Origin of the sequence: Pseudomonas sp. TYF_14 (genome assembly GCF_043105275.1) — a bacterium.
GTDB classification, from domain to species: Bacteria; Pseudomonadota; Gammaproteobacteria; order Pseudomonadales; family Pseudomonadaceae; genus Aquipseudomonas; species Aquipseudomonas alloputida.
Genome location: NZ_JBICLK010000008.1, coordinates 15,528 through 27,881 on the forward strand (window position 1 = coordinate 15,528; position 12,354 = coordinate 27,881).

13 protein-coding genes are annotated in these 12,354 nt (G+C 63.8%); 7 read left to right on the forward strand and 6 right to left on the reverse strand.

Translation table 11 applies throughout. The annotated features are described in order from the left end of the window. Window positions 1-21 precede the first annotated feature (21 nt). From ACF8O8_RS03000 to ACF8O8_RS03015, 4 genes are all read right to left on the reverse strand, one after another. Window positions 22-741: a thioesterase II family protein gene (locus ACF8O8_RS03000; RefSeq protein ID WP_392509226.1), complete on the reverse strand. Its 720-nt coding sequence runs from the start codon at window positions 739-741 to the stop codon at window positions 22-24. Next, a complete protein-coding gene (locus ACF8O8_RS03005; protein WP_003256222.1) occupies window positions 738-959 on the reverse strand; it encodes an MbtH family protein in 222 nt (73 codons plus the stop codon). Before ACF8O8_RS03005 ends, ACF8O8_RS03000 begins: the two co-directional genes overlap by 4 nt. Window positions 960-1,092: 133 nt before the next feature. Further along, entirely contained in the window at window positions 1,093-1,494 is a 402-nt protein-coding gene (locus ACF8O8_RS03010) for a hypothetical protein (RefSeq protein WP_392509227.1), read from the reverse strand. A 26-nt stretch (window positions 1,495-1,520) separates the two neighbouring features. Continuing rightward, window positions 1,521-2,405 carry a LysR family transcriptional regulator gene (locus ACF8O8_RS03015; RefSeq protein ID WP_010954640.1) on the reverse strand — a complete coding sequence of 295 codons (885 nt, stop codon included), beginning with the start codon at window positions 2,403-2,405 and terminating at the stop codon, window positions 1,521-1,523. Window positions 2,406-2,551: 146 nt separating this feature from the next. On the opposite strand from ACF8O8_RS03015, the gene ACF8O8_RS03020 reads away from it, so the two are divergent. Further along, window positions 2,552-3,571, forward strand: a complete 1,020-nt coding sequence (locus ACF8O8_RS03020) for an alpha/beta hydrolase (RefSeq protein ID WP_014756183.1) — start codon at window positions 2,552-2,554, stop codon at window positions 3,569-3,571. Between the two features lie 141 nt (window positions 3,572-3,712). Here the strand turns inward: ACF8O8_RS03020 and ACF8O8_RS03025 are convergent, their stop codons facing one another. Then, complete coding sequence (locus tag ACF8O8_RS03025; protein ID WP_003256229.1) at window positions 3,713-4,006, reverse strand: DUF1330 domain-containing protein; 294 nt, start codon at window positions 4,004-4,006, stop codon at window positions 3,713-3,715. A gap of 78 nt (window positions 4,007-4,084) precedes the next feature. On the opposite strand from ACF8O8_RS03025, the gene ribBA reads away from it, so the two are divergent. The 6 genes from ribBA to ACF8O8_RS03055 all read left to right on the forward strand — a co-directional run bounded on the left by ribBA (window position 4,085) and on the right by ACF8O8_RS03055 (window position 10,923). Next, window positions 4,085-5,206, forward strand: coding sequence for a bifunctional 3,4-dihydroxy-2-butanone-4-phosphate synthase/GTP cyclohydrolase II (gene ribBA / locus ACF8O8_RS03030; protein ID WP_010954642.1), 1,122 nt, complete (start codon window positions 4,085-4,087; stop codon window positions 5,204-5,206). Between the two features lie 330 nt (window positions 5,207-5,536). Continuing rightward, window positions 5,537-6,562, forward strand: coding sequence for an ABC transporter substrate-binding protein (locus ACF8O8_RS03035; protein WP_004576593.1), 1,026 nt, complete (start codon window positions 5,537-5,539; stop codon window positions 6,560-6,562). After that, window positions 6,559-7,476, forward strand: a complete 918-nt coding sequence (locus ACF8O8_RS03040) for an ABC transporter permease (protein WP_392509228.1) — start codon at window positions 6,559-6,561, stop codon at window positions 7,474-7,476. Before ACF8O8_RS03035 ends, ACF8O8_RS03040 begins: the two co-directional genes overlap by 4 nt. Before the next feature lie 6 nt (window positions 7,477-7,482). Further along, window positions 7,483-8,292, forward strand: a complete 810-nt coding sequence (locus tag ACF8O8_RS03045; RefSeq protein WP_010954645.1) for an ABC transporter permease — start codon at window positions 7,483-7,485, stop codon at window positions 8,290-8,292. Window positions 8,293-8,311: 19 nt separating this feature from the next. Further along, the gene (locus ACF8O8_RS03050) at window positions 8,312-9,460 is read left to right on the forward strand and encodes an ABC transporter ATP-binding protein (RefSeq protein WP_064490966.1); all 1,149 of its coding nucleotides are present in this window, start codon (window positions 8,312-8,314) and stop codon (window positions 9,458-9,460) included. A 155-nt stretch (window positions 9,461-9,615) separates the two neighbouring features. Continuing rightward, a complete protein-coding gene (locus tag ACF8O8_RS03055) occupies window positions 9,616-10,923 on the forward strand; it encodes a substrate-binding domain-containing protein (protein WP_392509229.1) in 1,308 nt (435 codons plus the stop codon). Between the two features lie 3 nt (window positions 10,924-10,926). Here ACF8O8_RS03055 and gorA read toward each other — a convergent pair whose 3' ends face one another. Next, window positions 10,927-12,282 (reverse strand): glutathione-disulfide reductase, encoded by a 1,356-nt coding sequence (gorA, locus tag ACF8O8_RS03060; RefSeq protein WP_104961380.1) that lies wholly within the window; start codon window positions 12,280-12,282, stop codon window positions 10,927-10,929. Between the last annotated feature and the right edge of the window lie 72 nt (window positions 12,283-12,354).

Consider the following 12,354-nt stretch of genomic DNA (forward strand, 5'->3'; position numbering starts at 1 on the left):
CCAGGCAAGCGGTGACGTCAATCAGGCGGACAGCCGAAGCGGTTGCAGCGACGCGGTCAGCGCAGCGAGCACACGGTCTTCCTGCTCATGGATGAAGAAATGGCCACCTGGGAACATCTGCAGCGAGAACGCGCCTTGGGTTTCACTGCGCCATGCCCGCAGTTGCTCATCGCTGGCCCGGTCTTCCACTCCACCCAGCACATGCAGTGGGCACTGCAACGCCGGTCGCTGCCGGTAGGTGTAAGTGCCGCACAACAGAAAATCGGCGCGCAAGGTCGGCAAGGTCAGGCTCATCAGCTCAGCGTTGGCCAGCACTTCTTCAGGCGTGCCCTGCAGCGCGCGCAACTCGCTGGTCAGCTCGGCGTCGCTCTTGGGCTCGCGCCAGTTGTTGCCGTCGTAGTCCTCACGCCGGGTAGGTGCCGCGGTGCCGCAGGCGAACAAGGCCAGCGGCGCCGGGCAGCCCAATGCCTGCAGCTCATGGGCCAGCTCGAAGGCCAGCAGTGCACCCAGGCTGTGGCCGAGCAGCGCATAAGGAGCGCTTGCCGCCAGTCGCTGCTCGCTGGCCAGTTGCCGAGCCAGCACTTGCATGTCGGTGTGCAGCGACTCGGCCATGCGCGCCCCCCGCCCAGGCAACTCTACCGGGCGTACCTGCAACCATGCCGGCAGCTTGCGCCGCCAGCGGCTGTAGACCATGGCGCTGGCCCCGGAGTACGGCAGGCACAGCAGGTTCAGCACGGTCACTGGGCGGCAGCTTCGGCCATTTTCTGGCGCAGGCTCAGCGGGCGCATGTCGGTCCAGACTTCATCGATGTAGGCCAGGCAGTCCTTCTTCAGGCCGCTTTTGCCCACGGCTCGCCAGCCATTGGGGATGGCTTTGTAGTCGGGCCAGATCGAGTATTGCTCTTCGTGGTTGACCACTACCTGGAACTGGATATCGTCGCGGTCGAAAACGGAAGTCATTGCCTGTCTCCTTAAGTGATGATGCCGCTGCGCGCCTGGCGCAGGGTGGGTTTCAAGTAGACGTAGCAAGCGCTGTAAAAATTAACGGAATTGACGCGCCCCATGTGGCCACGGCCGATGCCGGTATTAACCCTCAGGTATCACGCAACAGGTCGTGCGTATCGAGCAACCGGAACGCAACCTGCGGATTACGCTCCAGCCCGCGCCGGATCGCCGCCGGGATAGACTGCCGGGTCTTGCGGCACAGCCCGGGCTGATCCTCCAGTTCGATGACGATGCCGCGCATGGTCCGTACCTCGTTGTAACCGGGGGCGATGTGCACGCGGATGCCGAGGTTTTCGTACAGGCGCTGCTGCAGACGTTGAAGGTCTTCCAGGTCCTTCAGGTTTTCCAGCCGTTCGAGCAGACGTTTTTCTTCCTGCCGGGTCAGCAAGAGGATGCGCTGGGCGGCCTGCGGATGGTCGGCCAGTTGCTCGCGGCCGCAGACGCAGGCGCCAGGGGGGCAGGGTTGGCGTAAAGGAACGGGCGTACTCATAGGGCAAGCATAGCCTGTACCGAAGGTCAGAGCTGCGCCAGCCGCGCGCGCAGGAAGCTGACAAAACCCTGCACCGGCCGCGCCACCTGCCGGTGCTGCGGATACACCGCCGACAGCTGCAGCGCGGGCGGGCGCCACTCATCCAGAACCGTCACCAGTTGCCCCTCCGCCAACGCCTGCCCAACGATAAAGGTCGGCAGGTAAGTGACCCCCATCCCGGCAATCGCAGCCCCCCGCAGCAACTCGCCATTGTTCGCCCGCATGCGCCCGGTCACCTGAATTGCCTGGGTTTTGCCACCTTTGTGGAATTGCCACTGCACCTGCCGCGAATGCCCATAAGGCAGGCAATCATGCGCGGCGAGCTCATCCGGTTTTCCCGGCACTCCCCGTGCTTGCAAATACGCCGGGCTCGCACAGTAGACCCGCTCGACACTGGCGATACGCCGGGCGATCAGGCTGGAGTCCTCCAGTGCACCAATCCGCAGCGCCAGGTCATAGCCTTCACCAATCAGGTCCACAGCGCGGTCGCTCAGGTCTACCTCCACATCAACCTGGGGGTGCAACTGCAGAAACTCGGTCAGCAGGCAGCCCAGGTGCGCCATGGCAAACGACAGCGGCGCGCTCAGGCGCAAGGTGCCGCGCAGGACCTGGGCCTGGCCGCTGATGTCGTGTTCGACCTGCTGCACTTCACCCAGCAGGCGCAGGGCCGACTGGTAGTAGTGCTGCCCCAGTGGCGTGGCATCGAGGCGCCGGGTGGAGCGGTTGAGCAGGCGCACGCCCAGGCGCTCCTCAAGCTGCATCAGGCGCCGACTGACCGATTGCTTGGACATGCCCAGACGGTCGGCGGCAGCGGTGAAACTACCGGCCTCCATCACCTGGGCAAAGATCCGCATGTCTTCGTAAGGGTTCATTGTCTTGCTCTAGCTGACAGTCAAACACTTTATAGCGGCTTTTTCCCACGAGTGCATCTGCCTAATCTACGCACAAGTCGCAGCGATGGCCCCTCAGGCCAGGCAAGACGCCCACTACCAACACTTGCACAGAAAAGGATTCGCTCATGAACATTGTCCACAAAGCCCTCACCGCCTCCCTCCTGGCCCTGTCCGTTTCCAGTGCCTTCGCCGCGGGCAGCCCTGGTGTCGAACAACACACCCAGGCCTTCCTCGAAGCCCTGGAGAAAGGGGGTGGCAAGCCGCTGGAACAGCTCACACCAAACGACGCCCGCGCGGTACTGACCGGCGCCCAGGCTTCGGTGAAGGTCGACCTCTCGGGGATCGAAGTGAAGGAACGCACGATTCAGGCCAATGGCCAATCGATCAAGCTGCAAGTGGTGCGCCCGACTAATGTCAAAGGTGATCTGCCGGTGTTCATGTTCTTCCACGGCGGCGGCTGGGTGCTGGGCGACTTCCCGACCCACCAGCGACTGATCCGCGACCTGGTGGTCGGCTCGGGTGCGGTGGCGGTCTATGTGGACTACACCCCGTCACCGGAAGCGCACTACCCGACGGCGATCAACCAGGCGTACGCCGCGACTCGCTGGGTGGCTGAACATGGCAAGGAGATCGGCGTGGATGGCAAGCGCCTGGCTGTAGCCGGCAACAGCGTTGGCGGTAACATGGCGGCGGTGGTTGCACTCAAGGCCAAAGAGGCCGGCACCCCTGCCCTGCGCTTCCAGTTGCTGCTGTGGCCGGTGACCGACGCCAGCTTCGAGACAGCGTCGTACAAGCAGTTTGCCGAAGGACACTTCCTGACCACCGGGATGATGAAGTGGTTCTGGAACAACTACACCGTTGATGCAAAGGCGCGGGCGCAGATCTACGCCTCGCCGCTGCGGGCGTCCGCCGAACAGCTGAAGGGCTTGCCACCGGCCCTGGTGCAAACGGCTGAGTTCGATGTGCTTCGGGATGAAGGTGAGGCGTATGCCCGCAAGTTGAATGCGGCGGGCGTGACAGTAACCTCGGTGCGCTACAACGGAATGATTCATGACTATGGGCTGCTCAACCCGTTGAGCCAAGTGCCGGCAGTAAAGGCGGCGCTGCGGCAGGCGGGCAACGAACTTAAAGTGCATCTGCAGTGAGGCGATGAGCAATGGACCCGCCTGGGCGGGTCTTTTGCTTCTATTTGCGGAAACAGCCCGCAGGCTTCAATGAATCTGCCAGCGGTGCGGCAGGTCCGGCCCTTTCGCGGGTAAACCCGCTAAAGGGCCGGCAAATCCTGCTCAGGGCTCAAACCCTTCCACAATGATCACCTCAGCCTTCGCCACCCCTTGGCGATGACTGCATGCCTCTTGGTACAGCGCGGAGCGGTAACAGGCGACGGCCTGCGCGTACGAATCGAACTCGATCACCACACTACGCTGAGGCGTAGCCCTCCCTTCCATCGCCTCGCTACGCCCGCCACGGGCCAGGAAGCGCCCGCCGAATGCCTTGAAGGCAGCCGGGGCGCGCTGGGTGTATTGCTGGTACTGCTCGGGGTCGGTCACGTCCACATGGGCGATCCAGTAGGCCTTCATGTGCAGCTCTCCTGTTACGATGATATTTGTGTATGATGGTATACCATAAAATTCACCCCACCACAGTGAGCGTGCACCATGGCTTTCAACACCATCGAGGAACTTCTCGAGGACTACCGGCAAGGCAAGATGGTCCTGCTGGTGGATGACGAGGACCGGGAAAACGAGGGCGATCTGCTGATCGCCGCCGAGCGCTGCGACGCCCAGGCCATCAACTTCATGGCTCGCGAGGCGCGCGGGCTGATCTGCCTGACCTTGACCGACGATCACTGCCAGCGCCTGGGCCTGGAGCAGATGGTTCCGGCCAACGGTAGCGTGTTCAGCACCGCGTTCACCGTGTCGATCGAGGCGGCCACCGGGGTCACCACCGGCATTTCCGCCGCTGACCGGGCACGCACCGTGGCAGCGGCCATGGCCCCCAACGCCCGCCCCGAAGACCTGGTGCAACCTGGCCACATCTTCCCCCTGCGCGCCCGCGAAGGCGGCGTGCTGACCCGTGCCGGCCACACCGAAGCAGGCTGCGACCTGGCACGCCTGGCCGGCTTCAGCCCGGCCTCGGTCATCGTTGAAGTGCTGAACGACGACGGCACCATGGCTCGCCGCCCCGACCTGGAAGTGTTCGCCGCCCGGCATGGCATCAAGATTGGCACCATCGCCGACCTGATCCACTACCGCCTGAGCACCGAGCAGACCGTCAAGCGCATCGGCGAGCGCGAGCTGCCGACGGTGCATGGCACCTTCCGCCTGGTCACCTATGAAGACCGCATCGAAGGTGGCGTGCACATGGCCATGGTCATGGGCGACATTCGCCGCGAACAGCCGACCCTGGTGCGGGTGCATGTGATTGACCCGCTGCGCGACCTGGTGGGCGCCGAGTACGCCGGCCCCGCCAACTGGACGCTGTGGGCGGCGCTGCAGAAGGTGGCTGAGGAAGGTACTGGCGTGGTGGTGATCCTGGCCAACCACGAATCCTCCCAGGCCTTGCTTGAGCGTGTGCCACAACTGACCCACCCTGTGCGGCCCTATCAACGTGGCCAGTCCAAGGTGTATTCCGAAGTGGGTACCGGGGCGCAGATTCTGCAGGACCTTGGCGTGGGCAAGCTGCGTCACCTGGGGCCGCCGCTGAAATACGCGGGGCTGGCGGGCTATGAGCTGGAGGTGGTGCAGAGCATCCCGTTCGACCCGGGGATGGATGGCTGAGAACACACAAGCAATTGATTTAGCGGGGCCCTGTAGGAGCGGGTTTACCCGCGAATGCGAGGGTGACACCACCGACGCATTCGCGGGTAAACCCGCTCCTACAGGGCCCTTGGTGCTTTTGACAGGGCGGAGTGATGGCCGGTCGCCCCATACCTCTTGCCAAAATCTTGGAATACCATAATATGATATCCCGTAGACCTTGAGTCTGCAGGCCGGCACCTACAATTAAAAACGGCCACCAGAACACTTTGTTTTAGCTGCTCCCCGAACACTGTTGGCGGGCGCACCAAAAGCCCCGCCTCGAATAACAAAAGCAACGAGGGCGTAACCATGCTGTTAAGCAAACGTGTAACCGCAGTGCTGTCTGCCAGCCTGCTGACCCTGGCATGTCAGGCCGCCCAGGCCGCCGACAGCCTCAACTTCGTCAGCTGGGGCGGTACGACCCAGGACGCCCAGAAAGAAGCGTGGGCCGTACCGTTCACCAAAGCCACGAACATCAAGGTCGTGCAGGACGGCCCCACCGACTACGGCAAGCTCAAGGCCATGGTCGAGAGCGGTAACGTGCAGTGGGACGTGGTCGACGTCGAAGCCGACTTTGCCCTGCGTGCCGCCAGCGAAGGCCTGCTCGAACCCCTCGACTTCAACCAGATCAAGCGCGACAAGATCGACCCACGCTTCGTCTCCGACCATGGCGTCGGTTCATTCTTCTTCTCCTTCGTGCTCGGCTACAACGAAGGCAAGCTCGGGGCCAACAAGCCGGTGGACTGGACCGCGCTGTTCGACACCAAGGCCTACCCCGGCAAGCGAGCCCTGTACAAATGGCCCAGCCCCGGCGTGCTGGAACTGGCCCTGCTGGCCGACGGCGTAGCCCCCGACAAGCTGTACCCGCTGGACCTGGACCGCGCCTTCAAGAAGCTCGACACCATCAAGAAAGACATCGTCTGGTGGGGCGGTGGCGCCCAGTCGCAGCAGTTGCTGGCCTCGGGTGAAGCCTCGCTCGGTCAGTTCTGGAATGGCCGTGTCTATGCCCTGCAGCAAGACGGTGCACCGGTGGGCGTGAGCTGGAAGCAGAACCTGGTCATGGCCGACTTCCTGGTCATCCCCAAAGGCGCCAAGAACAAGGAAGCGGCCATGAAATTCCTGGCCAACGCCAGCAGCGCCGAGGGCCAAGCCGAATTCGCCAACAAGACCGCCTATGCGCCGGTCAACGTCGACAGCGTGGCCAAGCTGGACAAGGACCTCGCGCCAAACCTGCCAACTGCCTACGCCCAGGACCAGGTCACCCTCGACTTCGCCTACTGGGCCAAGAACGGTCAAGCCATCGCGGCCCGCTGGAATGAGTGGTTGGTCAAATGAAAGTCGCCATCAACGCCCTGCACAATGCGCAAGGTACCCCCACGGGTGCCGGCGCCCCGGGCACCACCCCGCGCCGCGCAAGCCTGAGCCAGCGCTGGAAAGGCAGCCGCAACCTGCTGCCCGCCCTGCTGTTCCTTGGCCTGTTCTTCTTCGCCCCGCTGGTCGGCCTGCTGCTGCGCGGGGTGCTGGAGCCAACGCCAGGGCTGGGTAACTACGAGCAGCTGTTCGCCAACTCGGCCTATGCACGGGTGCTGTTCAACACCTTCTCGGTGGCCGGCGTGGTTACCCTGATCAGCGTGCTGCTGGGCTTCCCGCTGGCCTGGGCGATCACCCTGGTGCCCAAGGGCTGGGGCCGCTGGCTGCTGAACATCGTGCTGCTGTCGATGTGGACCAGTCTGCTGGCGCGCACCTACTCGTGGCTGGTGCTGCTGCAGAGCTCGGGCGTGATCAACAAGGCGTTGATGGCCATGGGCATCATCGATGCCCCGCTGGAAATGGTGCACAACCTCACCGGCGTGGTAATCGGCATGAGCTACATCATGATCCCGTTCATCGTGCTGCCACTGCAGGCGACCATGCACGCCATCGACCCGATGGTGCTGCAGGCAGGTTCGATCTGTGGTGCCAGCCCGTGGACCAACTTCTGGAAGGTGTTCCTGCCGCTGTGCCGCTCGGGGCTGTTCTCCGGGGCGCTGATGGTGTTCGTGATGTCGCTCGGTTACTACGTCACCCCGGCGCTGCTGGGGGGCGCGCAGAACATGATGCTGCCTGAATTCATCATCCAGCAGGTGCAGTCGTTCCTCAACTGGGGCCTGGCCAGCGCCGCTGCCGCACTGCTGGTGGCGATCACCCTGGTGCTCTTCTACCTGTACCTGAAGCTGCAGCCGGAATCCCCGGTTGGCAACGCGAGGTAAACCGCCATGCTCCTGTCTCCCAATGCCATGGGCCGCCCGCTGCGTACGGGCCTGTACCTGACCACCGGGGTCATCGCGGCCTTCCTGCTGCTGCCGGTGGTGTTCATCGTGTTGCTGTCATTCGGCTCGTCACAGTGGCTGGTGTTCCCGCCACCGGGCTGGACCTTCAAGTGGTACGGCCAGTTTTTCTCCAACCCGGAGTGGATGGACGCCGCACTGGCCAGCCTGAAGGTGGCCGTGCTGACCACCATCGCCGCCGTGTTGCTGGGCCTGCCCAGCGCATTCGCCCTGGTGCGTGGCCGCTTCCCGGGCCGCGAGCTGCTGTACGGGCTGTTTACCATGCCGATGATCGTGCCGCTGGTGATCATTGCCGTGGCGGTATACGCACTGTTCCTCAAGCTAGGTTACACCGGCACGCTGTTCGCCTTCGTGGTCAGCCACGTGATCGTAGCCCTGCCGTTCACCATCATCTCGATCATCAACTCGCTGAAGCTGTTCGACCAGTCGATCGAAGATGCTGCGGTGATCTGCGGCGCCTCGCGCCTGCAGGCGATTTTCAAGGTCACGTTCCCGGCCATCCGCCCCGGCATGATCGCCGGTGGCCTGTTCGCTTTCCTGGTGTCGTGGGATGAAGTGGTGCTGAGCGTGATGATGGCCAGCCCCGACCTGCAGACCCTGCCAGTGAAGATGTGGACCACCCTGCGCCAGGACCTCAGCCCCGTGATCGCCGTGGCCTCGACCCTGCTGATCGGCCTGTCGTTGCTGGTCATGTTCATTGCCGCCGCCTTGCGCCGGCGCACCGAAACCAACGCCTGAGCGCGCGGAGATAACAACAATGAGTGCAGTGATCAAAGACAACGCGCACGGCAAAACCCTGGTCAGCCTGCGCGGCCTGAACAAGCACTACGGCGACTTCACCGCCGTGGACAACCTCGACCTGGAGATCCAGGACGGCGAGTTCCTGACCTTCCTCGGTTCCAGCGGGTCGGGCAAGTCCACCACCCTGTCGATGCTGGCCGGCTTCGAAACACCGAGCAGCGGCGAGATCCTGGTCGACGGCCAGTCGCTGGTCAACGTGCCGCCGCACAAGCGTGACATCGGCATGGTGTTCCAGCGGTATTCGCTGTTCCCGCACCTGAATGTGCGTGACAACATCGCCTTCCCGCTGGCCATTCGCAAACTCGGCGCTGCCGAAACCGCCAAGCGCGTCGACGCCATGCTCAAGCTGGTGCAACTGGAACAGTTCGCGCACCGCAAACCCTCGCAAATGTCGGGCGGCCAGCAGCAGCGCGTGGCGATCGCCCGGGCGCTGGTGTACGAGCCGCGTATCCTGCTGATGGACGAGCCGCTCGGCGCGCTGGACAAGAAGCTGCGTGAAGACCTGCAGGACGAACTGCGCCAGTTGCACCGCCGCCTGGGCATCACCATCGTCTACGTCACCCACGACCAGGAAGAAGCCATGCGCCTGTCCCAGCGCATCGCCATTTTCAGCCACGGCAAGATCGTCGGCCTGGGCACCGGTTACGACCTGTACCAGAACCCACCGAATGCCTTTGTCGCATCGTTCCTGGGCAACTCCAACTTCCTGCGGATCAAGGCCAGCAGCAACGGCGCGGGCAGCTTCGAGGGCCAGCCAGTGGCCATTCGCTTGACCCCGGGGCTGGCCGCCTCGCAGGATGCACTGATCATGGTGCGCCCGGAAAAGGCCGTGGCCCTGAGCGCCGAACAGGCCATGCGTGAACCGCTGCCGGCGGGTTGGAACGAGGTCACTGCCAAGGTTGGCGAAGTGCTGTTCCTTGGTGAAAGCCAGACCTGCCATGTGGTGACTGCAGGGGGTACCGAGCTGACCGTGAAGGCACTGTCGGCGGCGGGCATGCCGATGCAGCCGGGCGACAGCGTGAAGGTGCGTTGGGCAGTGGCAGACGCTTGCATTTATACCGAATGGGCCGAGAGCGACCTGAGCAAGTCGGCCGGGGCGCATTAACGCTCTTGTACGTTGCAGCGCCTGCCAGATCGAGCACCGCCCGCGCGGCACACGATCTGGCAGGCGCTGCACTATTGGAGGCGTACGCCCCGTCACATTATCATCACGCCACTGTCGTAATCTGCCGGCCAACTCTATGCCACAGGTCACCCGGCATGCTCCGCCTGCTTGTCTTGCTGCTCACCCTGCTACCACTAGCGACCCTGGCTGAGCCCCTGCCCCTGCGCGTGCAAGGCTCCAACACCATCGGCGCGGCCTTGCTGCCGGCGCTGGTACAGGGGCAATTGCGCGCACAGCAGGCCACCGCCATCGAGCAACAGCCGGGCAAGGTCGCCAACGAGTGGGTGATTACCGCCCGCGACGGGCACGGCCAGCCCTTGCGCATCGACATTGCCGCCCACGGCTCGAGCACCGGCTTTGTCGCGCTGGGCCGTGGCGACGCGGACCTGGCCGCCTCCTCGCGGCCGATCAACGACAGTGAAGTGCGCCAGTTGCAGGCGCTGGGCGACCTTCGCGCAGCCGGCGCCGAGCAAGTGATCGGCCTCGACGGCGTCGCGGTCATCGTCCACCCCGACAACCCAATACCCCAACTGAACATCCGGCAACTGGCACACATTTTCTCTGGGCAGATCCAGCGCTGGGAACAACTGGGCATACCTGGTGGGGCCATTCATCTGTATGCCCGTGACGACCGTTCCGGCACTTTCGAGACCTTCAAGGCACTGGTGCTGGAACCTCAGCAGGGCGAGCTTTCGGCCAAGGCGAGGCGTTTCGAGTCCAGTGACGAATTGGCGGCACGCGTGGGTACCGACCGCCAGGCCATCGGTTTCAGCAGCCTGGCCGCCGTACACGGGGCCAAGGTGCTGGCGGTGGCCGAGGGCGACGCACCGGCCATGCTGCCGGAGCGCGCACGGGTGGCCAGCGAGGACTACCCGCTCTCACGGCGCCTGTACTTTTACCTGCCGGCCAACCCCAAGCCCCAGGCCAAGGCCCTGGTCGATTTTGCCCAGAGCCCGGCCGGCCAGGCGATCATCGCCCAGCAGGGTTTCGTTTCGCAGCAGATCAAGGCCCTGTCTGTCGCCCCCCAAAGCGACATGCCACCGCCCTATCGTACCCTGGCCCGGCAGGCGCAGCGGCTGAGTGTGAACTTCCGCTTCCAGGAAGGAAGCGCCAGCCTGGATAACAAGGCCCTGCGCGACGTGCAGCGGGTGACAGAGTACCTGCGCCAGGCCGGGAAGCTGCAGGGCAAGGCAGTGCTGGTGGGGTTCGGCGACCCAAAGGAAACCCCTGGGCGCGCAGCCCTGCTCTCCCGCCTACGTGCGCAAGCGGTGCGCCGCGAACTGGCGCGCGGTGGCGTGGAGGTGTTGCAGGTGACCGGGATGGGCGATGAACTGCCAGTGGCCGGGAATGAACTGGAGCAAGGCCGGCTGCGCAACCGGCGGGTCGAGGTGTGGGTGTATTGATCATCAGCGGGTGACGGTGCGCATGGTCACGAACTCTTCGGCCGCCGTCGGGTGCACGCCGATGGTTTCGTCGAACTGCTGCTTGGTGGCACCGGCTTTAAGCGCAATGCCCAGGCCCTGAATGATTTCGCCAGCGTCAGGACCGACCATGTGGCAACCCAGCACCTTGTCGGTCTCGGCATCGACCACCAACTTCATCAAGGTCTTTTCCTGAATGTCGGTCAGGGTCAGCTTCATGGCCCGGAAGCGGCTTTCGAATACCTGCACCTTGTGCCCGGCCTCCAGCGCCTGCTCTTCGGTCAAGCCTACGGTACCGATGGGTGGCTGGCTGAACACCGCGGTGGGGATGTTCTGGTAATCCACCGGGCGGTACTGCTCGGGTTTGAACAGGCGCCGCGCCACGGCCATGCCTTCAGCCAAGGCCACTGGGGTCAACTGCACGCGGCCGATCACATCGCCAATGGCGAGAATCGAGGGCGCGGTGGTCTGGTACTGCTCATCAACCCGGATGTAACCGCGCTCATCCAGCTCGACGCCGGTGTTCTCCAGGCCCAGATTGTCCAGCATCGGGCGCCGGCCGGTGGCATAGAACACACAGTCGGCTACCAGCTCGCGGCCGTCCTTGAGCGTGGCTTTCAGGCGACCATCTTCAAGCTTGTCGATGCGCTGGATGTCGGCGTTGAACTGCAGGTCGAGGCCGCGTTTTTCCAGCTCTTCCTTCAGGTGAGTACGCACCGAGCCGTCGAAGCCGCGCAGGAACAGGTCGCCACGGTACAGCAGTGTGGTGTCGGCCCCCAGGCCCTGGAAGATGCCGGCGAATTCGACGGCGATATAACCCCCACCCACCACCAGCACGCGGCGCGGCAAATCCTTGAGGTAGAAGGCTTCGTTGGAGGTGATGGCCAGTTCCTTGCCGGGAATGTCCGGTACTTGCGGCCAGCCACCGGTAGCGATGAGGATATGCTCGGCGGTGTAGCGCTGACCGTCCACTTCCACTTCGTTGGCACCCGTCAGCCGCGCGTGGCCCTGCAACAGGGTCACCCCGCTGTTGACCAGCAGGTTACGGTAGATGCCGTTGAGGCGCTCGATTTCCCGATTCTTGTTGGCAATCAGGGTGCCCCAGTCGAAATGCCCCTCTTCCAACGTCCAGCCGAAACCTGCGGCTTGCTCCAGCTCATCGGCAACGTGCGCGCCGTATACCAGCAGTTTTTTCGGCACACAACCGACGTTGACGCAGGTCCCCCCCAGGTAGCGGCTTTCCGCCACTGCCACTTTTGCACCAAAACCGGCAGCAAAACGCGCTGCGCGCACACCACCGGACCCGGCGCCAATCACGAACAGATCAAAATCGAAGGCCATGTATTCACTCTCCCAGGCAGGCGTCCAGCATACCGCCGTTGGCCGCCGCAAACAAAAAAGCCACCCCGAAGG